This is a genomic window from Verrucomicrobiia bacterium (genome assembly GCA_026414565.1).
Taxonomy (GTDB): Bacteria; Verrucomicrobiota; Verrucomicrobiia; order Limisphaerales; family Fontisphaeraceae; genus Fontisphaera.
The window spans coordinates 237,128-260,473 of sequence record JAOAIT010000009.1 but is presented as its reverse complement, the minus strand read 5'-3'; the positions used below and the strand labels follow the sequence as shown (position 1 = coordinate 260,473).

The following is a 23,346-nucleotide window of genomic DNA, read 5'->3' as shown; positions in this document are numbered from 1 at the left end:
CAATCAATCCACCAAGGAAAAGGCCTTCTTCATGGCCGCCGCCACGGCAGCACACGCCGCATCATTATCCAGATCATTGAGTGCCTGATTGAACGGTTCGGCCCGGACCGGACCGTCATACTGCATCTGCATCAAAGCCTTGAGAAAATCGGCCACCGGGATGACTCCCGTAGCCAGAGGCAGTTCCCGCCGTCCATCCTGTTGCTGTTCGATGGCCAGGCCGGCGGGGGCATCGTTCAGATCCACCGAGACCACATCCTTGTTTTTTAGCTGCCGCAAATCCTCCGCCGTTTCGCCGGCCTGCCACCAATGCCAACTGTCCAAAATGACGCCGACATTCGGCTGGCCAATATCTCGAATCAAAGCCAGGGTGTCCTTCAAATTGTAAATAAAGACTTGCCGGTTGCCGGCACGGGCGCTCCGCGTGCCCACATATTCCAGCCCCAGACGCAGGCCATGCTCACCCAAAATCCGCGCCCCCTCACGCAGGCGCAGGGCATGCCGCTCCCAATTCTCCTGCCGGCTTAGCGTGGCGTGCGTGGGGAAAAGCCAGGTGCCCATCCGCTCGACGCCCGCCCGCTGCAAGGCGGCGGCCGTCTTGGGCAGCTCCTTCAGACTGGCTTGATAAGCCGCTTCCTCCCCGCGGAACTGCAACGGAAAACCAGCGGCGGCCCAGGTCAAATGATGCTTGGCCATTTCGTCGCGCAAGGCTTTCAGACCCTCATCGGAAAGCCCGGCCAGATAACCGGCATACGGCTCCACAGCCTCAAAGCCGTATTTAGCAGCCAGTTGAATGGCCTCGACTTGATTGGCCCGCACGCCGATGCTGCCCGGGGTCAGCGCCATGCGCATTTTGCGGCGGCCTGCCTGCCCCTCCGCCGCGCAAAGGCGGCCCAAACCCGCCCCTAGACCCAGCAAGCCACCAAGGATCAACCATTGCCGCCGTGAAAGGCCGGCTGCCGACTGCACGGGAACACTGGATTTCATGGCCCTACCCTCCCAAACCCCTCGCTTTTTGGCAAGCCTGCCCGTTGTTGTCTGCGGCCGATGTTGCCGCACTACCCCCAGGCTGGCCGCTCAAGAGGCAAATGGCCGGGCCATGGCGGGATCAAGGATTTTGTGCGGTGCGGGCGCGCAATTCCTCCGCCCGCAGTTGGCTGGCCAGGTTCTCGTGCTGCCGGCTGAGGTCCATCTGCCCCAAGCCGGCATAGGCTTTGGCCATACTGGCATGGAAAACGGAGTTGCTTTGAAATAATGGCCGGGCCGCCTCCAGATCCGCCAGTGCATCCTGCCAGCGCTGCATTTTTAGTAAGATCTGGCCGCGCGTTTCGCGGAAAACCAGCTCGCGCGGGTGCCGCTGGATGACGGTGTTTATGATGTTCAACCCACGGGTAGGATCGGGGGGCTCGGTGATGGTAACCAAATAAGCAAAGTTGTTAGCCACCACCGGGTTGTCCGGCTGCCCCAGATGCGCCACCTCCAGATGGCTGCGCGCGCCCTGCTCCTGGCCGCGGCTATACAAATCCATGCCCAGGTAATAATAGACCATGGGGCGGTTGGCGGCCACGGCACCCAAGTCCCGGGCCAGGGAGAGCGCCGCCTCGGCGGTGGGAACCTGGCTATTGGCCGTGGCGGCCAGCGTGCGCAGCAAAAATTCATTTTGGGGATCATGATTCAGGCCGGTCCGCATCCATTCCAGGCGCTGCCAGTGATTAGTAGGGTCCATGGCCCAACTGCGCTTGACCAAATCACAATAAATGCTGGCGGCCATGCGATGGTAAATCTTGTGGCCGGTGGTGGCGATGCCTTCGTTGAGAATGCTCAGGGCGTTGGTCAGGTTGCCCTGAATCAGCTCCGCTTCCGCCCATTGGCGGCGGGCCAGCCAGGTCTTTGGGTCTCTGGGTTGGCCGGTGGCGGTTTTTAATTTGAAATATTCCGAGGCCGCCGACGCCCACCGATCACGAGCCAAGGTGTTGCCATAGCCCATTTCAATGGCTGCCAGAATCAATCCGGCGTCGTTGCGTTTGGGAAAAGCCCGTTTCAAATACCAGCGGGCCTCCTCCCAGTCCCCCAGCCGGTAATAATAACGGCCCAGCAAAACTGCGGCATCCGCCTGATCTGGTTTGCCAGCAAACAACTCCAGCAAATACCGCTCCGCATGATGCAGCATGATGGAAGAGGCGCCGGGATTGCCGATGATATTTTCGGCCACTTCAATTTGCATTTCGGCCAGGCCCCCCTGCTCCCGGGGCGTGCGGCTGGCCAGGGTCAGGGCGTCGTCCGCATAGCCCATGGCCGCCAGATTGCGCGCCAACCGCAACAAATGGGCCGGTTGATTGGTGCTTTCTAGCTGCAACAGCCGTTCGCTGGCCACCCGCGCCCGCGGCAAATTCCCCATATTGTAGGCATCATCCGCCCATTTGGTGTAACGCGCTTCAATGCGGGCCGGGGTGAACCAGACCACCAATCCGAGGATGCCCAGCCAGCCCAGAATCGTCAGGACGGCCGGCGCGGCTTTGAGTTTGAGGAGCAGACGGTGCTTGTCCACCGCACTCTCCAACTTTGCGCGGGTGCGGCCATAACCATCTGCCACCACACCCGGCACCATGCCGTCGGTGCGAAACCCAAAAAACGCGCGGGTGATGGTGCTGAAAAGCCGCCAGACCGCTGCAATCCACACCAGCGGGTTGTACCACTTGCGCCGGGGTTTTGGTTTGCCACTGCCATAGCCGTAACCGTAACCGTAGCCATAGCCGTAGCCATAACCATAGCCCCCGCCGTCCTCACCAAAGATAAGAGCTCGCAGGGAGAAGTTTTCCAGCGCCTCAAATACCCGCAACAGCCCGCGCCAGACAAACCGCGGCACAAAGAGCAGCACAGCGAGGAGCGTGTCCCATGCCCGGAAAAGGGCCCGCACGTAGCGCGCCCACGGGCCGCGGCCCTGCCAGGCCTCCTGCCAGTTATTGCGGATGCGCTCAATCATTTGCGGGTGGGGATGGATTTGGCGGTGCTGGGCACCAGTTGCTCATACACCTGCTGCATCAGCAGTTTGCGCACTTCCAGGAATAATTGCAGCACCTCGGCCTTTTCTTCCGGGGGCAAAGGCGCGTAACCCATGTAGAGGAGCTGCACCTGGTAGGTGGTGCGGATGTCCTCATCCACATCCGGACGGATGCTGAACCGCTTTTCCAGCCGCCCGGGGGGCTGCCACTCGCCGTCTTCAGTGAAGGCGCTGTACAACAGATAGGCGTTGTGCATGGGCTTGCGGCTCATCTCCACCTCAATGATGCTTTGCTTGTCGCTCACGCCATCGGTGCGAAACACAGGGTCGGTCAGCTTCCATCCATGGCCGCTGTAGCAATAATTCAGATCATGCCAGCCGTGATAGGGATAGCTCAACGCCACCAAAAGCTGCAGCCCCCCTTTCTCCAGCGTCCACACCTGCGAATGAATGGCCCCAATTTGGATGTAATGCTGCGTGCCCATGGGGATCTTGCCCGTGCTGTTGCGCCAGCCGGCCACAAATTCGGGCAGGACAAAATGCGCCCCCGGTTTGAGGCGGGAGGGCACCAGGATTTTGGGTTTGTTAATTTGTTGCGTGGCCAGCACCATCTGCGCCGCCCCCACTCCCAAAAACACCAGCGCCATTAAGGCGCAACCGCGCACGGCGTTAAGCGACATCTGGGGGCCAAGCCAGCGGTTGAGGAGTTCACTCCAGATGACACTCTTGCTGGCGGGAGCTTCTTCCAAGCCCCCCAGACACAAGGACAACAAGGCATCGGCACTCAAAATCAAAACGATGTAGGCCACAAACAACACCAGCCCAAACACCTCGTGCGACCATCCCGTCAGCAAATCAATGCCATAGCGATACCGGAAAAAGGCCCCCGCCGTAATGCGCACCACATTGCCTAGAATGACAAAGCTGAATCCCAGCAACACCAACAGCACCCCGTGGGGCCAGCGCCGTTTCATGCGCAAGGACTGGAAAACCGCGAAGGCAAAGACAAAGAAAGTGGAATTGATGCCGCTGCAGGCCTCCTCCACCAGCAGGCGATCCCAGGGAATCTCGATCACCACCCCATTCACAAAGTGCGGCACCCGCACAAAATCCAGCAAATACGTGCTCAACCCCACCGCCACATACCGCAGCTTGAGCGCCAGCTCGGTGTCCAGATTCATGGGCGGCCGGATGATGGTGGCCATCATGATGAAGGCCGGAACCGCGGCCCGCACCAGGGGCCATCCTCCCACTACCAGCAACAAGGCGGCCAGCGCCGTTAGAAAGCTCAAATACCCCAGCCACGGTGACCAAAGCCACGCCGACGCCGCGTAGCCTGCCAACGCGCACAAACCCACCGCCAGCCCCCACCACGGCCGCGTCACCGTCTCGTTTTCCCCCGCCAAATCCCGCCGGGCCAGATAAATAGCCCCAGCGATGGCCAGCGGGAAAAATTGGTAATGCTCGCGCTGCCAGAGGCCGAGAAAATAATAGAACAGCGAAGGAGAGAATCCCAACACCAGCACCACCAAACTAATCCGCCACCAGCGGCGTTTGGCGCGCAAATCTGAACTGCCGGCCAGTAATGGCATGTTTGAGGGACACGATACCGATAAAATGCGGAAATTCAAGCGGTATCGGGTGGCGATGCGGTTCCTGGGCTTGCAGTTATTGGCCCAGCCAAAGCTCCGCCCCCGGCCAGAGGCCGCCGCGCCCGGCGCGAAGGCCGCAGAGGAGGAGGACGATCCAGGGCCTCCCATCTTGCAGGGACTTTCTCTGTCATTGACGTCAGGGGGATGCACTTCTACTGTAAAGCCATGAAAAAATTAGCGTGGATAACGTCGGTGGCGGCCTGCCTGGCCGGGTTGCCGCTTCTGGGGGCCGGAGTGGACTGGTACCGCTGGCGCGGCCCCGATTTGAATGGCATTTCCAAGGAGACCGGCTGGCGCAGCACCTGGCCGGCGGAAGGCCCCAAAAGACTGTGGACCGCCCAGGTGGGTACCGGTTTCGCTTCTTTCTCCGTGAGTGCAGGGCGGGTTTACACCACGGGCAATGCCGAGGGCAATGACACGGTGTTTTGCTTTGAGGCCGATACGGGCAAAATCCTCTGGCGGCACACCTACCGGCATCCTTTGGACCCTAAATACTACGAAGGTGGCACCAGCGCGACCCCCACGGTGGATGGCAACCGGGTGTACACCCTGAGCAAGCGCGGTCATCTATTTTGCCTGGACGCCGCCACGGGCAAGGTGATCTGGGCCAAACACTTGACGGAGGATTGGGGCATGAAAATGCCGGAGTGGGGCTTTGCCAGCTCACCGCTGGTCCGGGGGGATTTGCTGCTGCTCAACGCCGGCACCGCCGGGATGGCCGTGAACAAGAACACCGGCCAGTTGGTCTGGGATAATGGCAAGGAAGCCTGCGGCTATGCCTCAGTGGTCCCCTTCCAGGAGGGCCAGGCCACGCGGGCCGCCGTGCTCGGCGCTAAAACGCTTTTTGTCCTGGACCCGCAATCCGGCAAAGAGGCCTGGCGCTTCCCGTGGGAAACCCGCTACGATGTCAATGCCGCCGATCCCATTGTCTCGGGCAACCAGATGTTCCTCTCCTCCTCCTACGGCAAAGGGTGCGCCCTGATTGAGTTTAATCAGGGAAAGGTGCGCCAGGTTTATGCCAACAAGTACATGCGCAACCATTTCAATACCTGCGTTTTAATTGACGGCCATTTGTACGGCACCACCGGCGAATCCGGCCAGGCCAGCTATCTCATGTGCATGGAATGGGCCACCGGCCAGGTCAAGTGGCAGGAAAGCTCGGTGGGGCTGGGCGCTTTGATGGCCGCCGAGGGCAAGCTCATCGTACAGGGTGAGAAGGGAGAATTACTCATTGTGCAGGCCACCCCGCAAAAATTCACCCCCCTGGCCCGCGCCAAAGTGCTGAGCGGACGCTGCTGGACCACCCCCGTTTTGTCCCAGGGCCGTATCTACTGCCGCAACGCCGCCGGGCAGGTGGTGGCCCTGGACGTGCGACAATAAAACTCGACGCCTGCGGCCTGCAGGGGTTCAATGATATAAGAAAACTACGTCCACAAAATGAAAATTCTGCCTTTTAACATCACCGCGCCGGCGCAGGGCCTGCTGCGCTGGACATGTTTTTGCACCGCACTCCTCGGTGGACTGGTCCTCTGGCCGGCCCCGGCGCCCGCGCAGACGGGTCCGGTGGACAACGAAGGATTTACCCTCCTTTTTCGTGAAGATGGGATTCCCAAGGGGTGGAAGGTCACCCAATGGAATGACCTGGCCAAACCCGGCCCCACGGGGGCGGTATGGCGGGTCGAGCAGGGCATATTGCATGGCAGCACCACCCGCGGCACCTGGCTGGTGAGCGAGCGTCAGTACACCAATTTCATCCTCGAGTTTGAATTCAAACTGGGAGAAACCGGCAACAGCGGTTGTGCCTTGCGCGCACCCCTTTTTGGGGATCCCGCCTTCGACGGCATGGAGTTGCAGATGGCCGATTTCCGTTACAACCCCGAAGCGAAAGACTCGGAGTTGACCGGCGGCCTTTATCGGGCCGTGGCGCCGCGCAAACAGGTGTATCGCCCCACGGAATGGAACAAATACCGCATCACCCTGAACGGATCACATTTGCATGTCGTCCTTAATGGGGAAGTCATCCAAGACCTCAACCTGGAAGAACAAAAACAGGAGGTCAAACGGCACGATGGCACCCTGGCCCCGCCCATCAAGGATCGCCCCAAATTTGGCCACATTGGCTTCCAGGAATTGAGCCGGGGCGGCAGTCACGTACAAATCCGCAACGTGCGGCTCAAGGAGCTGCCTTGAGCGGCCTGAGCCGAATCAGGCTTCGTTCTGGCGGCACCACATGGGGCCCTTGCCGCAACCCGCCCCAGGCCCCAGCCCGCAACCCGGTTTCTGGTCAACGCCTTTTCCGCCGTGACGGCCTTTGGCGGCAGGCGGGGCAGCCTGTTTTTTCTGGCCTTGGCCGGCCGCATTGCCGCCACAAAAAGCCGGCCCCCGTCCGCAAGCCGCCCCCGGACCAAGGCCGCAACCCGGCCCCATTGGGCAGACTTTGGTTTTGGCAGGGACATCCGCCGCGTACAACGCGCCCGCCATGGCCATGGCCATCATTCCGACTCCCAGGAGTGACGCGGTTTTCATAAGCATAATGCGATGATTCAATAAAGGGACGCTACTTCAGGTTATTCTATTCATTAACGGCCAGGCGGACAAAGAAGGTTAAGCCGCCAAGCGTTCCAGGTGGCTCTCATTTCTTGAATTCGCGCTCCGGCGAATCAGACGAAGCGGCATTCGTTTCTCGTGCCGCCAGGCGGGCCTCCAATTCCACTTTCAGGCCGGCCAGCGACGGCTCCTTAACCTGGTCCAACAGCCGCCGGGCCTGAGCCCAACGTTCAGCACTCACGAGAATGCGCGCCTGATGAAGCAAGACACCCTGGCGTTCCGAATCAGAGGAGGCCAGCTTGCCCGCCTTTTCCCAGGCAGCCAGGGCTTCGTCGGCGAGTTTTTGCGCAGCCTCCCAGTCTTTAGCACGATCGCCGGTGAGCTGCAGCTTCATCAGGTAGTAGGTCTGGGCCAGCTCGGTGGCCAGGGCAAAGTTGGTGGGCGCCAGGGCACAAGCCTGCCGCAAATGCTCCTGGGCCTTGAGAATCACCTGCTGTGAACTTAATCCAAACCACGTCGCCGCCGCCTCCTCATGCACAAGCAAGCAGCGCGCCATTTGTTGTTGGTACAAGGATTCCTGCGGGGCTAATTCGATGGCCCTGGCGTAATGCACAAAGGCGTTCGTGGCCGGTCCCTCTTCAGCGTAGTAATTGCCCAGGTTGTTCCAAATGACCGCATTGGTGGGGGCCAGCCGCCGGGCCGCTTCCCACTGGGCCAGCGCTTCGCGGTCAAACCCGGCTTCGCGCAAAAAGCTGCCCCAGAGGATGCGCGCCCGCACGTTTTCCGGATGGCGCTGCACATACTTCTCGTAGGCGGCGTTCACCAGCTCGCGGCGCTGTTTGATTTTGAGATTAAGCGCGGCGCGGGAAGCGGTATCCGTGCGGTTGGTTTCCCCCGCTGCCAGCCATTGCTCGATCTCCTCGTGCACCAAATCATCCAGTTGCACAATGGCATCCAGCTCCTGTTCCGGGGTTCGGGGGGCGGGTGTGGCTTCCGGGGCGGGCAAGGTTGCGCCCAGCAGAGCCAGGCGGCCGGCCAGCCAGCCCGCGGCGAGCAGCAACCCCAATTTCCGCGCAAAAAGGGGGCTGTTCATACCTGTTTGACGATGCCCCAATAAACGTCCAGTTTCTTGGCCAAAAACAGCTTAACCGCCCGCAGCAAGACCTTCGCCTCCAACTGCTGGCCGCGGCGGATGATCTCAGGCAGCTCCATGTTAGGTTTTACGTGGAAGCAATCCTGGGCGATGATGGGGCCTTCATCCAGGTGCATGGTCACGAAATGGGCCGTGACGCCCACGATTTTCACGCCGCTTTCGTAAGCCTGCCGGTAGGCCTGGGCGCCGGGAAAACTGGGCAGCAGCGAGGGATGGATGTTGATGATTTTGTTCTTATAGCGCCACACGAAATTGGGCGAGAGAATCTTCATGAACCGCGCCAGCACCACAAAGTCCACCTCCACCGCTTCGAGTTTTTCCAACGCCTGGCGCTCGGCCGTCTCGCGCTCCACCCAGGGGATGTGTTCAAAAGGAACTTTGAACCGCTGGGCCAGGGGAGCCAGATCCGGGCGATTGCCAAGCATGATCACCGGGTCAGCCTTTAAGCGGCCGGCGCGCACTTCCTTGAGCAACGTCTCGGCGCAATGCGGCTCCCGCGTCACCATAAGGGCAAACCGCTGGCGACGCCGGGGATCGGTGAACTTGACTTTGATTTCCATCTGCAAAGCCCGGGCCAGCTCCGCCAATCCCTGCTCAATGGCTTCGCGGCGCAGGGTGCCCCGTTTCCACGAGGCCTGCAAATTCATGCTGAACTGGCCCCGGGTCACCTGCTCTTCCAGGGCTTCGATGTTGGCGTGTTGCTCAAACAGGAAATGAGTCACCCGGGCGATGACGCCGGTCTTGTCCTTTCCAATCACCGTGATGGTGGCAAACTCGCGTGTGCGCATTTCGGCGGGAAACTAACCAAGGCTGCTGAGGCCGTCCATTCTTTTATCTGGGAAGACGCGAACGAAGGCCGGGGGGGAACAAACCCCATGGCACAAACTCCAACAACCTACTCGTATTGCATTCCGATAACGGCGCGGGCGTTCAATTTGACCGCGCCCAAGACCGGGCTGATTCCCTCGATGACCTGCTCATCCCAGCGCTGAATCTGCAGCGTGAGCCGTCCCGCGTCCCCGAGCAGCACTCGCGGCTGGCGGCCGGCGGCCGGCTGGGCTCCGGCCGGGGGAACCAGAGCGATGCGCTGGATGCGTTCCAAGGGGATTTCAATCTTGGAGTAGGCCGTTTGAAACCAGAGCTTGCCCTCGCTGAGGGAGAGCAACTGGCCGCTGAGCTTGTCGCGATTATTGAGCAGCAATAAATCCTCCCTGCCGGCCACCGGCGTGGCCGGCGTCTCGTCCAACACCCCATTCCAGCGGCTGATGGTGAGGTTACTGATCTTCAGCGAAGTGGCCGCCTGCTGCTGGATCACCAGCCCCGTGCCCAAGCCTTCAACCTGGCCGGCAATGGAGAACTTGCGAATGAGCAAATCATCCAGATAGACGGCCACCACCTGCTGGTCCAAATCCGTGCAAACGGTCAATTTCACCCGGGTGGGCACGCCGGCGCCAAATTTTTGATGATCCACATTGCCAATCTGGCGGGAGCCGCCGTTGCCCAAACTGCGCCGGAAATAGATCATGCGCCCCGAAAAGGTGAAGGACAGCGCGTTAATCCCCGTAAACTTGTCCACCGCATCGGCATACAAGTGCAGCGTGAACGCCGGGGTATTGGGGGCTTCCAACTCCATGGACACCGAGGACTGCCGCGGCAGTTTGAAATCGCGCCCCAAGGCACCGGGACGCACGGCCTCCAACACATCGCCGGTGAACACCCAAGCCGGGGATGAGTCCTCGTCCCCCCGTTGCTCCCGCGCCACAACTACTTCGCCGTCCACAATCACCAGTTCATTGCGGACCATCGCCGCGGCGCCCAATCGCATCGGCCCACTTTGCTGCCATCCCTCCAAACCCGCTGGTCCATGGTAAATCAAGTCGCCTGACGAGAAAAACAAGGTCAGGTTGGAAATTGCGGCGCGCGGCGGTTCCAACCTGCCGGCATACCACGAGTCCACCACCGCCTTCTGGGCATCCATTTCCACCAGATTCACGGAAAGGCGGTCGCCGTTGTGCAGCCACAAGCGGGCACGCATGGTTTGGGGGGCGCTTTGCGGAGGCCGATGCAGGCGAAACTTGCGGACTTTATCGGGAATAATCTTCAATTCGCCCTCCACCCCTTCATGCTGCCAGCGAATTCCACCTGCCGCGCTCCAGCCCAAAAACCGCCCGCGAAGGGTGTCGCCGGAATTGAACTCCAAAATATCCACCGGCGCCTTTGCCGCAGGCGCGTTGGTGGCGGCGGCAGGCTTCGCTGCCGAGGAGGCGATCACCTCCGCCGCCGCCTGCAGGATACGGGCTGCCGGCAGGGGCCGCACCACCGGCTCCTCCTGCCCCCAGGCGGGCAGCAACCCGGCCACCAATACCAACCCAACCTGGGAGAAGCGCCCGCGCTGGAAAAAGATTTGAGCACCATGCATGACACTTAGGCTTTCCAGCTTCAACATTACCCTAACTCGGAGGCTCCGCCAATGGATTTAATCCGGCAGGCCACCCCGGCTCAAGGGCCACACAAAACCGCTTGGAGGCTCAATCCGCGCAGGGCGGCGCCCACATCAAAAACCCCCGGCACCTCCCATCCCACGTTCATGCCAGTGATATGGTAATCCGCCAAGTTCTGAGATTCCCGCAGGAAACCGCGCTGCCAGGCTGTCTTCAATCCCTCCTGCATCAAGGGGAGCAAATCGGCACTGAGCTTGATCCATTGCCCATCCTGCAAACTGTGCCGGGTGTAGGCAGAAAGCGGAGGATTATAAATAAACATGCGGGTACCGCCGGTATCCGGCGCCTGATGCCCGCCTGGCATGCGCTCCCGGTCATCAAACAGGGGCACGCCAAACCACAAATACTTGCCGTAACCCTCCGATTGTCGGTTGAGGTTCTGCACGGTGAAATACATTAAAAATTGGGCGGCATGGCGGGAGGGATGGTAATTCGGCGTTTCCACTTTGCGACAGTGCAACAAGCGCGCCTCAAACGATAAATCCAACCGCTCCAACCCGCTCAAGGCCGGAGGATTGGTAAAAGATTGTTCAAGGAGCAGGTGCACCCATGGCTCGTCGGCCCGACGCGCCCTACCTGCGTATTCCACACTGGCGATCACGGAGAGTGCCAGCTCGGTGGTTTGCCCGCCCGGGAGGCGGGCCACCCTCACGGATTTGGCGGCATTGGAATAGACGAGCCATTGGGGGTGTTGGACCACGGCATTGGTGGACAAAGGGAAACGGCTGCTCCACTGGGCCAGTTTCCAGCGCGGCGGCCCGGCCTCCCAACCCGGGAGTATTCCGGCCGAAACCGCCCGGCCCGGCTCAGGCGCCAGCAGTTGAAACCCATGCGTAAAACCTGGGTCTTGCACCAATTCGCGGGTGGCCGGCCACAAACCGGAGCCGCCCCCCAGCAGCATGAATGCCACCAGCCGTAATGTTTGTCTCAGCAGGCCCATCGCCCTCAGTTCCTTCACCACCGTTCCACCGGCCCCTTGGGCACCGGGATGCCTGCATGATCAGGGGCCGGGTGCATGAAACTAGCCACCAGAGGTGGGGGACGGTACTTGGGTTTGAGCTCGCCTTTATCATCGAGAAACTGCTGTCGCCAATGGAGATAATGCGCCACGATTTCCTCGAAGTGCGCCCGGCTCTGCAACAAGGCCACGGGGCGGGTAAATTCATGGGCCGGACCAAAGCGGCGGGCATACCACGGGGCAATCTTGCGAAACATCCGGCACCCATGGGCCTCCCCAAAAACCTGGATCATCCTGTCCAAATGCCGGCGCATCACCCGCAATCGCTCCTCCAGGGGAGGCTCGGGGAGCAGCTCGCCGGTGGCCAGATGATGGAGGGTATGTTGAAAAATCCACGGATCATAAAAGGCCCCCCGCCCGATGCTGATGCCGGCGCAGCCGGTGACTTCAAACATCATCCGGGCGGCTTGCGGCGTGGTCACATCCCCATTACCTATTACGGGAATGCGCCGCACCGCCTGCACCACCTGCCGGATGCCGGCGAGATTGACCGTGCCGCCAAATCCCTGCTCGCGCGTGCGGCCGTGCACAAAGACCGCGGCCACGCCGCAATCTTCCAGCGCCCGCGCCAAGTCCGGGGCCGTGATGTTTTCCGCGTCCCATCCCAACCGCATCTTGACCGTGACCGGCACTTTGACCGCCTCAACCACCTGGCGCACCAGGGCGGCGGTTTTATCCAAATCAGCCATCATTGCCGCCCCCCCGCCCACGCGGCACACCTTCCGCGCCGGACAGCCCATATTGATGTCAATGGCCGCCACGCCCAGCGACGCGACGAGTTGCGCGGCATCCCGCATCTCCTCGGGCACGGCCCCAAAAAGCTGCACAGCCAGCGGCGTATCTTCAGGACAGGTTTCCACCAACTTAAGGGCTTTGGCGCGGCGCTCCAACAAAGAACGGGCATTCACCAGGTCAGTGGTGCAGAGGCCGACTCCGCCGATTTCCCGAATCGTCAACCGAAAAGGCAGATTGGTGTAACCGGCCAGGGGGGCCAGGCACAGGTTGGACGCCAACTGCAATGAACCGATGCGCAACACGCCGTCCATTATAGGACAGGCGTCAATGGACGGCGGAGCGGGCAGGTCCCGGGCGATAATTATGGTTTGGGGGCCAGCGGCCTGACCCGGATGTTGCGATACCGCACGAAAGTGTTGGTCAAATTGCCGCCACCGTGCACCTGCAAGGCGATGCCCCCGGTGTCGGGCAGCCGTTTCTGGGTGTCTGTCCACTCCATGAACTTCACGCCATTGATCCAGGTGGTGATGGTGGGCGGGTTGCCCACAATCCGCGCCCGCAGTTCATTCCATTGGCCATGCCGCCAGAAAAAGGGCCACGATTCGGGCCGCACCGGCAGCGCGAAGGACACCGCATTAGTCCGGGGCCGGATGCGGGTAACATCGCCGTCAAAGTTGAAGGTGGACACGCCGAAGCCGCCAATGCCCTCGCCATAGATGCCCATCAAATTGCCGCGCGCGTGATAATCAATCATGGCCTGATACGCCCGTCCATCTTCGGTGCTGCGCAGAAAAAGGCCGCTATCCAGCCCAAAGTCATTGTTCATCTCCAGCGCCACCTCAAAATCACCAAACTGGGCATCGGTGATGATGATGCCGCCATTGCCCGGCCGATCCTGGCTGCCCACAATCGCTCCCTGTTCCACCACCCAACGCCCGCCCGAAGTATTGGTGCTGGCGCGGCTGTGCCCGGTTTTGGCACTAACATGCCAGCCCTGAAGCGTCTTGCCGTCAAAGAGCGGCACAAAGCCCTCCTCGGCTGGAAGAACGAGCATGGGACAAAGACACGCCGCAACGCCCAAGGCGACGGCCCAACGGTTGAAAACAGGCTTCATACCCACCCTTCTACCCTGCCACCGCACCGGAAGCAAGCATGGGAAAAACCCAAGCAACAATTCGCGAAAGGGGGCATCAATCTGCTTATTCCTACCCCCAAAATTGCCCTTCGATGCGCCTCTGTAATGCCCAACACCTGCAAATGTCCTAACACCTTTATGAGAGCGACCAGCACGGCGGCAAAGAACATTGTCTGTGTAAACTTTTTTTGCTTAAATACAGCCATGTCACTCGCGGAAGATATTAATGATATCCGGGAAGGCCTCCGGGCCGGTAGGTATAAAAACGAGGCCTCAGTTTCACAAGGCATCATCTTACGCCTTCTCAATGCTCTTGGATGGGCCATTTATGACACTACGATAGTCTGTCCTGAGTACAATTCTGGTAACGGCCGGGTTGACTTTGCACTGTGTCATCCACCGTCAAAACCCGTAGTTATTGTTGAGTCAAAGGATATCGGCAACGCCGTGGGGGCCGAAAAGCAGCTTTTTGAGTATGCTTTTCACCATGGCATACCAATGGCCATACTTACCGACGGTCAAGAATGGAGTTTTTTCCTTCCTGCAGAGCAGGGTAACTATCACGAGCGGTGCGTTTACAAATTGGACCTTGTTGCTCGCACAACAGATGAATGCTGCCGTATATTTGAGCGGTATTTGAAGTATGCGGAAGTCGCTTCCGGAAAAGCTATTACAAATGCAAGGGAGGACCACGGGCACTCCAGCAGGCAACGCCAAATGGCAGCCGCTTTACCTCAAGCATTCAAGCAATTGATCGAGGAACAAGATGAGATTCTTGTGGACCTGATCGCAGAAAAGGTCGAAACACTATGTGGCTTCAAACCCGAGCCTGAGGTAGTCCGAGATTTTTTAAACACCCTTAATTTAAACGCCCTCATACAACCCCAGCCAGCAACCAAATCTGAATCAACAAAATTCCAGCCCCCGCCATCTCAAACAAAATCTTTTGAACCCCCAACAAGTACAGACCATGACTTTTCGGGTTTCACCTTCGAAGGAAGGCATTATCGTGAAGAAAGCGCAATTGGAACCCTGTTCCGAGTTCTCGATGTCTTTCGGCAAAGGGATCCATCTTTTCTTGAACGATATGCTGCCCTTCCGAAGCACGGACGGAAACGGCGCTACCTTGCTCGCAACAAGCTAGATCTCTATCCTGGCCGCCCAGATTTATCGGAGCAATATTCAGAGGAACGGTTTGGAGGTTGGTGGATTGGAACCAACTACAGTCGCTCCACCATAAGGCATGCAATTGAGCTTGCCTGCGAAGTTGCCGGAGTGCGTTTTGGGAAAGACCTAAAACTGATCTAGCTTGTCCCAATTTGGGACTGTGCCTACAAGCACCTCCTGTGGGAGTAGTCGTTGTCCGGTTTGTCCCGGCCGGTGTTAGATATTAAAACAATGTATTCATTGTCTTAATCTTGCAGGCAGTCCCCGCTTGAGTTGGCTTGCCTTGTCTACAGGGGTAGTTCATCGCCGCGTGAATTGCGGAAGCCCAGCCAAAAAGATGAAATCTTTTAAAGCCAAGGCCACGACTGGCAATTATCGTGTTGGCCATTGCACTTCGAGAAGACCATTCACGTTCACCTAGAAGCAGTCCCTGATGAAAAAATCATAAAACCGCTTGATATCTGATCCAAATTTCTTCTCTTTGCGGGGGCGTTACGGCCCACAAAACAAATTTTTTCCAAAGGTCTGGCGCATCGGCTTGACGCCGTGGCGTGCGGCTGGCACGGTTGTACCCAGCACCGTGGCACGTGCCGTATGACTGAGTATCACCCATACGCCTTTCTGGTGGTCTTTCTGCTGGCCGCCGTCGGCTTTGGCCTCGGGCCCCTGCTGGTTGCCAAACTTTGGGCATGGTGGATTTCGCCGCCCAAACCCGGGCCGGTGAAACAAGCCATTTATGAATGCGGCCTGGAATCGCGCGGCCGGGGTGCCATTCAATTCAAGGTGGAATACTACCTCTACGCCATCTTGTTCCTCATCTTTGATGTGGAGGTGTTGTTTTTGCTGCCCTTTGCCGTCGCCTTTTTAGATCTGCCCTTGGGGGCCTGCCTGGCGATGCTGATTTTTCTGCTGCTGCTGGCCGAGGGGCTGGTGTGGGCCTGGGCCAAAGGCTTGTTGCGATGGCAATGAATGCGCCGGTTGGATCTACCATGGCCGTGGACGAAGGATTACGTGATGAGCTGCGCAAACAGGGGGTCTTCCTGACCTCGCTGGCGGAGCTTTACAACTGGGGCCGGAAAAATTCGGTGTGGCCGCTCCAGTTTGGGCTGGCCTGCTGCGCCATTGAAATGATTGCCGCCTCGATGGCGCGGTATGACATCGCGCGGTTTGGCGCCGAGGTTTTCCGCCCTTCCCCGCGGCAGGCCGATCTGATGATCGTGGCCGGCACAGTGACCAAGAAAATGGCGCCGCAGGTGGTGCGTCTATACAATCAGATGCCGGAGCCGAAGTATGTCATTGCCATGGGCGCCTGCGCCATTTCCGGCGGGCCGTTCAAGCAGGGGTACAACGTGCTTAAAGGGATTGACCGGTATATCCCGGTGGACGTGCACATTCCCGGTTGCCCGCCGCGGCCGGAGGCATTATTGCACGCCTTGATCACGTTGCAGGAGAAGATCGCCGCCCAAACCTTGCGCGGCCCTGGACAGGCGCCCGCGCTCAACCGTGCCGTGCCGGGCGAGTATCTCGTGCCCCGTCATGGTGCGCAGGACCTGGAGCCGCCCTTCAACCCGGAAGTATGGCAGCCACCGAGCCTTCCCCGTGAGGATTGAAGCATGGAAGCACTGGAGTCATTGGTGCAACGCCTGGCGGCCGCAGTACCCGGGGCCGGGTTGAAAATACTCCCCAACCCCTCCCCCGCCAATCAGCCCTCACTGCTGGTGGACACCGCCCATGCAGTGGCCGTCGCCCGTTTTCTGCGCGATGACCCGGCGTGCCGATTCGACTATGTCTCGAACGTCACCGGCGTGGACTGGCTGGACAAGGTGGTCAAGGAGAAGGTGCGCACCACCCAAATGGTGGAGGGCGTGGAGCGTGTTTTTGAGGAAATCCGGGAGCAGGTGGAGCCGGGTTTCCTGGAGGTGGTTTATCATTTGTTTTCCATGGAGCTGCGGCATGGGCCGCTGGTGTTGCGCCAGCGCACGGCAGACCGCCGGGAGGGGGCCAGGGTGGCTTCGCTCACGCCCATCTGGCGCTCCTGCGAGTTGCAGGAGCGGGAGGTGTATGACCTGTTTGGCGTGTTTTTTGAAGGCCATCCGGATTTGCGCCGCATCCTGATGTGGGAAGGCTTCGAAGGGCACCCCATGCGGCGGGATTACGTGGAGCCGGACGACTACGAATACGAGCCCACGCCGCATGACCAGGTGCTGGAAAAAGCCCGGCGGCATTATCCCGCAGCAGGCGCCGGCCAACAAGGGAGGCAGGCATGAACTCACCGATGACCTCCCCGCCACAAGCTGCCCCCAACCCCACGGGCCTACTCCAGCCCATCGGCCCATCGCCCGGCGAAGGCATGGAGCATGGCCGGTGGGAACTGGAGACGGACCGCTTGGAAGTAGCCATGGGGCCGCATCATCCTTCCACGCACGGCGTCTTCCGCATGGATGTGGTGCTGGAGGGAGAGACGGTGGTGAAACTCAAACCGGTGTTCGGTTATCTGCACCGAAACCATGAAAAAATAGCAGAGAACACCAGTTATCTCGGCTCCATGCCCTATACGGACCGGCTGGACTACTTTTGCAGTCTGACCAACAACTGGGCCTACGCGCTGGCGGTCGAAAAACTGGCCGGCCTGCAGCCGCCGGAGCGGGCGGAATATTTGCGGGTCATCACCGCCGAGCTGACCCGTCTGCAAAACCACACGTGTTTGATCGGCTTTCTGGTGCAGGACATGGGCGCGCTGGGCACGCCGTTGATGTATGCCTTTCGCGAACGGGAGAAGATTCTGGATTTGTTTGAGGAACTGACCGGCGCGCGGATGATGTGTAACTACATGCGCTTTGGCGGCTGCCGCTGCGATGCCCCGCCCGGGTGGCTGGACCGCGTGAAAAAAGTGGTGGCGGAGTATCCGCGTTTTCTGGACGAATACGAAACGTTGTTCACCGAGAATGAAATTCTCATGGCCCGCACGCAGGGGGTGGGCGTGCTGCCGCCTGCGCTGGCCGTCAACGCCGGCATCACCGGCCCGATGCTTCGCGCCAGCGGGGTGAATTATGACCTGCGCAAGGTGGACAAGTATGGGATCTATGAGCGTTTCCAGTTCCGCGTCCCGCTGGGCGCGCACGGCGACGTGTATGACCGGTACATGGTGCGGCTGCTGGAAATGCGGGAATCGGTCCGGATTCTGGAGCAGGCGTTGCGGGACATCCCCGCCGGGCCGGTGATGGATCCGAAGGCCAAGTTACGCGGATTCCGGCCCAAACCCGGCGAAGCCTACGGGCGCATCGAGGCCCCCAAGGGCGAGTTGGGCTTTTATCTTATCAGCGACGGCGGTCCCAATCCCTATCGTTACCGGGTGCGGCCGCCCAGCTTCATCAATTTGACGGTGCTGGAAGACATGTGTCTGGGGCACAAGGTGGCCGATGTGGTCATCATTCTGGGCAGCGTGGATATTGTCTTGGGCGAGGTGGACAGGTAAAACAAAAGCGCACAACTCACGGTGGACATGCTGGGCACAGGCATACTCAAGGGCATGATGGTGACGGCCCGCAATTTTGTGGGCAGTTACACCAATCCCGCCCGCCTGGTGACGGTGGAATACCCCGAGGAGCGCCTCCCGCAAGTTGAGAATGCCCGCACGTTTCCCTTCCTGGTGTATGACGGGGAGGATGCCGCCGCCGGGTTGCGCTGTGTGGCCTGCCAGATTTGCGAGAAGGAATGTCCCCCGCAGTGCATTTACATCGTCAAAGATACCAACAAGAAGCGGGATCACACCGGCAAGCTGCAAATGCAGCCCAAGATTTTCGACATTGACATCTCGGTGTGCATGGGCTGCCAGATTTGCGTGGAGGTATGCCCCTTTGACGCCATCAAGATGGACGTGGCCTTTGAGCTGAGCACCGGCGATCGTTTCGGGCGCCTGCTGCTGCACAAGGAAGACCTGGCCAAACCGAACAGTTACTACCAACGGATTCATCCCACCGAGGCGGCCGAGACCGACGCGCGCATGGCCATGGAGCGCGCCAAGGCCGAAGCCAAGGCCAAAGAAATGGCGGCCAAAGTGGCCAAGGCCACGGAAACTTATGAGCCGGGGAAAGGCGAGGGAGCCTGAGGCTGAACTTTGGGAAAACGCATGGACAGATTCAAGGCTACAGAACGGAAACCACTGCCCGCCAGGAGGAGAAATTCACCGGAGCCTGCAACCATTTTGAGGAGGATGGGGGACGGCCGCCCCTTCCCCGCCCGTAAGCCGTGGGGCAAGGGCATTGATGCACCATGAATTCGCTGGACCAGATTTTCGTGCAACTGAAGCACCGCTTGGTGGAGCTGGCGCCTCCGGCGTTGCAACCGCTGGCCTCGATGCTGATCAATATTGCCGCCATCATTGCGGTGTTCGGCCTGCTGTTCGCTCTGGTGACAGTGCTCGAACGCAAAGGACTGGGACGCATCCAGAACCGGCGCGGTCCCAACCGGGTGGGGCCGGCGGGCTTTTTGCAATTCGCGGCGGATGGCATCAAGGCGCTCATCAAGGAGGACATTGTGCCGGCGGGCGCGGACCGGGTGCTGCATTTTCTCGCCCCGTTCGTGTTGGTGGCGCCCGTGCTGCTGGCCTATTCGGTGTTGCCGATGGGGCGCAACATGGTGGCTATTGATCTGGATGCAGCGGTGCTGTTTTTTTTCGCCGCGGGCGCGGCCACGGAGCTTGCCCCCTTCCTGGCCGGGTGGGCAAGCAGCAACAAGTACTCGCTCCTGGGGGCTTTGCGGGCCATCGCCCAGATGCTCAGCTATGAAATCCCGCTGGTGCTGGCTGCCGTGCCGGTGCTGATGATGGCGGGCACGCTCTCCACCACGCAACTGGTGGAAGCCCAGGCGGGGTATTGGGGCTGGATTCCCAACTGGCATGTGTTCACGCCGTGGGGCCTGGCAGGCTTTATCCTGTTCCTGATTGCCGCCACGGCAGAAAGCAACCGCTCGCCGTTTGATTTGCCGGAGGGCGAGTCGGAGCTGGTGGCCGGCTATTTCGTGGAGTACAGCGGCTTCAAGTTCGCCTTGTTTTTCCTTGGCGAATATCTCGGAATGTTCGCCGTCAGCGGGCTGGCCATCACCTTGTTTCTGGGGGGATGGCACGCGCCGTTGCCGTGGCTGACGGGGCTGCCCTCGTGGTTTTGGTTTTTCACCAAGCTGCTGGCGCTCATTGCGCTGTTTATCTGGGTGCGGGGCACGCTGCCGCGATTGCGCATGGATCAACTCATGAGTTTTGCCTGGAAGTTTCTGCTGCCGCTGGCGCTGGTCAACCTCGTGGTGGCCGGCTTGTGCCGATTTCTGCCGGGCGAGGGGTGGTGGGGCGGTCTGGTGCAATGGGTGGTGGGCGGCGGTCTCCTGCTGGCGGCGTGGTGGGGACTGGGACGCGGCTTGAGCGCCCGGCGGGGCTGGGGCAAACGGGAATATCGGTATGCGGAATAAGGAAAAGATTTGATGACGGAACAAACAAATAACAAACGCCGGATGCTGCAATCCCTTGCTGGAGGGAGGCCGGGGGCGTGGCCTTTGGAATTTTTCCACCCGTTATGAGCATAACCCCCTACCTCCTCGGCCTCCTGGTGATCGTGGGCGCCACGGCGGCCATGACGATGCGGAATTTGGTCCATTGCGCGCTGGCGCTGGCGCTGACTTTCCTGGGGCTGGCTGGCTGCTTCCTCGACCTGCAGGCGCAATTTGTCGGCTTTGCGCAAATCCTGGTGTATGTCGGCGCGGTGTCCATTGTGATCGTGTTTGCCATCCTGCTCACCCGGGGAGGGAATCCCCAGGAGCCGCCGTTATCTAAAAAAGGGGTGCTGGCGGGCGGGATGGTCACCCTCGGCGTCCTGGCGGTGTTGGTGGGCGGCATGGGCGGCTCGCATCTCCTGCCCGGTACGCAGCCTGTGCCTGCGGCCATGACCGAGCCGACGGTGGCAGAACTCGGCCAGACCATGATGCTCGCGGTGGTGCCGTTGCTGGCCATGGGGTTGCTGCTCACCGCGGCGCTGGTGGGCGCCCTCCTGCTGGCGGTCAAGGAGCCACCGGAAACCAAACCTCCCCCGCGATGAATCCCCTGCATCCCTATCTGATGATCGCTGCCGCCCTGTTCGCCATCGGGTTTGCCGGGGCGGTGTTGCGCCGCAATGCCATCATCATGCTGATGGGCATTGAGTTGATGCTCAATGCCGCCAACTTGAGCTTTCTGGCCTTTGCCCGCCACCATGTCCCGGAACACCAAATCGGGGGCATTTTGTTGGTGCTGTTTTCCATGGCCATTGCCGCCGCCGAAGCCGGGGTGGGGTTGGCGCTGATCATTCTGGTTTATCGCCATTTCAAAACCACGGACCTGGACCAGGTGAGCACGCTGCGCGGATGAATTGGATTGCCCAACACCTCTATCTGATACCGCTCCTGCCGCTGGTGGCGGCGGGGCTGACTGCCCTGTTGCGCCGGGAGCGCCGCGGCCTGGCGGCAACGCTGGCCATCGGAGCGCTAAGCGGGGCACTGACGCTGTCCGTTTGGGCCTTTGCAACCACTCTGCAGGGCGGGGTGGATGGCGAGTACCGCCAATATGTCAATTTCACCTGGTTTGTGGTGGGTGATGAGGCCCTGCGGCTGGGCTGGGTGCTGCATCCGCTCTCCGCCGGCATGGCGCTGATGGTGTCGCTGGTGGGGCTGCTGATTTTTATCTTCAGCGTGGGCTACATGGCCCAGGATCCCAACTTCACCCGCTTCTTCTGTTTCCTCTCGCTCTTTGCTGCGGCCATGCTGGGGGTGGTGATTGCCAACAGCCTGCTGCTGTTGTTCGTGTGCTGGGAGCTGGTGGGATTGACCTCGTATTTATTAATCGGCTTCTGGTTTCACAAGCCCTCTGCGGCGGCCGCCGCCAAAAAAGCGTTCATCACTACACGCATCGGCGACCTCGGTTTCCTGCTGGGATTGCTCTGGCTCTATTGCGAGACCGGCACGCTGTTGTTTTATGATGACGGCGCAGGCTGTCTGGAGCATGCCGTCCTGGCCCGGCTGACGGCCGTAACCGTGGCCAGCGGCATGAGCCTGAGCACCGCACTGGCCTTGCTGATCTTCTGCGGCGCGGTGGGCAAGTCCGGCCAGTTGCCGTTGCACGTGTGGCTTCCAGACGCCATGGAAGGCCCCACGCCGGTGAGCGCCCTGATTCACGCGGCGACAATGGTGGCGGCAGGCGTGTTCCTGGTGGCGCGGATGTACCCGGTATTTTCCGCCCTGCCGGACGGGGTTGCCGGGATTACGCCGGCGCTGAAAGTGGTGGCCTGGACAGGGGCGGCCACGGCTTTATTTGCCGCGCTGGTGGCGGTGGCCCAGACGGACATCAAGCGCATTCTGGCCTATTCCACCGTGTCGCAACTGGGCTTTATGATGCTGGGCCTGGGCACGGGCGGCGTGGCGGTGGGCATGTTTCATCTCATCACCCATGCCTTCTTCAAGGCGCTGTTGTTTTTGGGGGCCGGTTCGGTCATTCATGGCTGTCATCACGAGCAGGACATCCGCCATCTGGGCGGCCTGCGGCGTTTCATGCCGTGGACTTTTACCACCTATGCCGTGGGGATGCTGGCACTGGCGGGGTTCCCCGTGTTTTTCAGCGGCTTTTGGAGCAAGGACGAAATCCTGCATGCCGCCCACGGCTGGCCGGTTTCGCAGGGGCCTTTTTATCTGGCGCTGACGGCGGCGGTGCTGACCGCTTTTTACATGACCCGCCAAACGGTGCTGGTCTTTTTGGGCAGCTATCGAGGCCCTTTGCTTAATCCCCTGAAGGCTCCGCATGAAAGTCCCGCCGTCATGCTGGGTCCGCTGGTGGTGCTGGCCTTTGGGGCGGTGGGGCTGGGCTTTCTGGGCACGCCAGCCTGGCCGTGGTTACGCGATTACTGGGAAGGCCGTGCGCCGCTGGTGGATTGGGCACGCCTCTGGCAGGGCGGCACTCTGGGCGTTATGGCGGCATCCACCGTGGCGGCCCTGGGGGGCTTGACCGCCGGCTGGTTGATTTACGGCCGGGTCCCCCGCCAGACACCGGAAGAGCCAGACCCTTTGGAGCGCTGGCAGCCGGCCGTGTTTCATGCATTGCGCGCCAAGTTTTATTTCGATGAGTTGTACGAGACCACGGTCATCCGCTGGAATGCCTGGCTGGCCCGCCTGGGGGACGTGCTGGATCGCTGGCTCTGGGGGGCCATGGTCGCGCTCATGGGGTTGATGGCTCAAGGTTTTGCGTGGCTGGCCCGGCTCACCGATGAATACGTGGTGAATGGCGGGTTTGACGCAGGCTGCCACAGCCTCCGCCGGACAGGCGGGGGGTTGTCGCGCGCGCAAAGCGGCCGGGTTCAGCTCTGGTTGCGCGCGCTGGGCGCGGGTCTGGTGGCGCTGGTGCTATATCTGGCGTGGGGTTAAGGCG

Annotated in this window: 21 protein-coding genes; 12 read left to right on the top strand and 9 right to left on the bottom strand. The window is 60.4% G+C overall.

Annotated features, from left to right (window positions below):
• Positions 1 to 3 precede the first annotated feature (3 nt).
• From N3J91_02300 to xrtU, 3 genes are all read right to left on the bottom strand, one after another.
• Positions 4 to 846: a sugar phosphate isomerase/epimerase gene (locus N3J91_02300; protein MCX8155279.1), complete on the bottom strand. Its 843-nt coding sequence runs from the start codon at positions 844 to 846 to the stop codon at positions 4 to 6.
• 262 nt (positions 847 to 1,108) lie between these two features.
• Positions 1,109 to 2,983, bottom strand: coding sequence for a hypothetical protein (locus tag N3J91_02295; protein ID MCX8155278.1), 1,875 nt, complete (start codon positions 2,981 to 2,983; stop codon positions 1,109 to 1,111).
• The gene (gene xrtU / locus N3J91_02290) at positions 2,980 to 4,593 is read right to left on the bottom strand and encodes an exosortase U (protein ID MCX8155277.1); all 1,614 of its coding nucleotides are present in this window, start codon (positions 4,591 to 4,593) and stop codon (positions 2,980 to 2,982) included. Before xrtU ends, N3J91_02295 begins: the two co-directional genes overlap by 4 nt.
• 225 nt (positions 4,594 to 4,818) lie before the next feature.
• On the opposite strand from xrtU, the gene N3J91_02285 reads away from it, so the two are divergent.
• Both N3J91_02285 and N3J91_02280 read left to right on the top strand, forming a co-directional pair.
• A complete protein-coding gene (locus tag N3J91_02285; protein ID MCX8155276.1) occupies positions 4,819 to 6,033 on the top strand; it encodes a PQQ-like beta-propeller repeat protein in 1,215 nt (404 codons plus the stop codon).
• A 57-nt stretch (positions 6,034 to 6,090) separates the two neighbouring features.
• The gene (locus tag N3J91_02280) at positions 6,091 to 6,843 is read left to right on the top strand and encodes a DUF1080 domain-containing protein (protein MCX8155275.1); all 753 of its coding nucleotides are present in this window, start codon (positions 6,091 to 6,093) and stop codon (positions 6,841 to 6,843) included.
• 442 nt (positions 6,844 to 7,285) lie between these two features.
• Here the strand turns inward: N3J91_02280 and N3J91_02275 are convergent, their stop codons facing one another.
• The 6 genes from N3J91_02275 to N3J91_02250 all read right to left on the bottom strand — a co-directional run bounded on the left by N3J91_02275 (position 7,286) and on the right by N3J91_02250 (position 13,661).
• Entirely contained in the window at positions 7,286 to 8,293 is a 1,008-nt protein-coding gene (locus tag N3J91_02275; protein MCX8155274.1) for a hypothetical protein, read from the bottom strand.
• Positions 8,290 to 9,141: a formyltetrahydrofolate deformylase gene (locus tag N3J91_02270; protein MCX8155273.1), complete on the bottom strand. Its 852-nt coding sequence runs from the start codon at positions 9,139 to 9,141 to the stop codon at positions 8,290 to 8,292. The genes N3J91_02275 and N3J91_02270 overlap by 4 nt, the downstream gene beginning before the upstream one ends.
• A gap of 107 nt (positions 9,142 to 9,248) precedes the next feature.
• A complete protein-coding gene (locus tag N3J91_02265; protein ID MCX8155272.1) occupies positions 9,249 to 10,772 on the bottom strand; it encodes a hypothetical protein in 1,524 nt (507 codons plus the stop codon).
• Positions 10,773 to 10,852: 80 nt separating this feature from the next.
• Entirely contained in the window at positions 10,853 to 11,764 is a 912-nt protein-coding gene (locus tag N3J91_02260; protein MCX8155271.1) for a hypothetical protein, read from the bottom strand.
• A 44-nt stretch (positions 11,765 to 11,808) separates the two neighbouring features.
• The gene (gene dusB / locus N3J91_02255) at positions 11,809 to 12,906 is read right to left on the bottom strand and encodes a tRNA dihydrouridine synthase DusB (protein MCX8155270.1); all 1,098 of its coding nucleotides are present in this window, start codon (positions 12,904 to 12,906) and stop codon (positions 11,809 to 11,811) included.
• A 62-nt stretch (positions 12,907 to 12,968) separates the two neighbouring features.
• Complete coding sequence (locus N3J91_02250; GenBank protein MCX8155269.1) at positions 12,969 to 13,661, bottom strand: DUF1080 domain-containing protein; 693 nt, start codon at positions 13,659 to 13,661, stop codon at positions 12,969 to 12,971.
• A 285-nt stretch (positions 13,662 to 13,946) separates the two neighbouring features.
• On the opposite strand from N3J91_02250, the gene N3J91_02245 reads away from it, so the two are divergent.
• The 10 genes from N3J91_02245 (at position 13,947) to nuoL (ending at position 23,342) form a co-directional block, all read left to right on the top strand.
• Complete coding sequence (locus N3J91_02245; GenBank protein ID MCX8155268.1) at positions 13,947 to 15,050, top strand: hypothetical protein; 1,104 nt, start codon at positions 13,947 to 13,949, stop codon at positions 15,048 to 15,050.
• 453 nt (positions 15,051 to 15,503) lie between these two features.
• Positions 15,504 to 15,878 (top strand): NADH-quinone oxidoreductase subunit A, encoded by a 375-nt coding sequence (locus N3J91_02240; GenBank protein MCX8155267.1) that lies wholly within the window; start codon positions 15,504 to 15,506, stop codon positions 15,876 to 15,878.
• 20 nt (positions 15,879 to 15,898) lie between these two features.
• Positions 15,899 to 16,519 (top strand): NADH-quinone oxidoreductase subunit B, encoded by a 621-nt coding sequence (locus N3J91_02235; GenBank protein ID MCX8155266.1) that lies wholly within the window; start codon positions 15,899 to 15,901, stop codon positions 16,517 to 16,519.
• Between the two features lie 3 nt (positions 16,520 to 16,522).
• A complete protein-coding gene (locus tag N3J91_02230; protein MCX8155265.1) occupies positions 16,523 to 17,176 on the top strand; it encodes an NADH-quinone oxidoreductase subunit C in 654 nt (217 codons plus the stop codon).
• 83 nt (positions 17,177 to 17,259) lie between these two features.
• Positions 17,260 to 18,384 (top strand): NADH-quinone oxidoreductase subunit D, encoded by a 1,125-nt coding sequence (locus N3J91_02225; protein MCX8155264.1) that lies wholly within the window; start codon positions 17,260 to 17,262, stop codon positions 18,382 to 18,384.
• Between the two features lie 54 nt (positions 18,385 to 18,438).
• The gene (locus N3J91_02220; protein MCX8155263.1) at positions 18,439 to 19,017 is read left to right on the top strand and encodes a 4Fe-4S dicluster domain-containing protein; all 579 of its coding nucleotides are present in this window, start codon (positions 18,439 to 18,441) and stop codon (positions 19,015 to 19,017) included.
• Between the two features lie 164 nt (positions 19,018 to 19,181).
• Positions 19,182 to 20,369 (top strand): NADH-quinone oxidoreductase subunit NuoH, encoded by a 1,188-nt coding sequence (gene nuoH, locus N3J91_02215; protein ID MCX8155262.1) that lies wholly within the window; start codon positions 19,182 to 19,184, stop codon positions 20,367 to 20,369.
• A 104-nt stretch (positions 20,370 to 20,473) separates the two neighbouring features.
• Positions 20,474 to 20,992, top strand: coding sequence for an NADH-quinone oxidoreductase subunit J (locus N3J91_02210; GenBank protein MCX8155261.1), 519 nt, complete (start codon positions 20,474 to 20,476; stop codon positions 20,990 to 20,992).
• Complete coding sequence (gene nuoK, locus N3J91_02205; protein MCX8155260.1) at positions 20,989 to 21,300, top strand: NADH-quinone oxidoreductase subunit NuoK; 312 nt, start codon at positions 20,989 to 20,991, stop codon at positions 21,298 to 21,300. Before N3J91_02210 ends, nuoK begins: the two co-directional genes overlap by 4 nt.
• Complete coding sequence (nuoL, locus tag N3J91_02200) at positions 21,297 to 23,342, top strand: NADH-quinone oxidoreductase subunit L (GenBank protein ID MCX8155259.1); 2,046 nt, start codon at positions 21,297 to 21,299, stop codon at positions 23,340 to 23,342. The genes nuoK and nuoL overlap by 4 nt, the downstream gene beginning before the upstream one ends.
• The last annotated feature ends 4 nt before the right edge of the window (positions 23,343 to 23,346 follow it).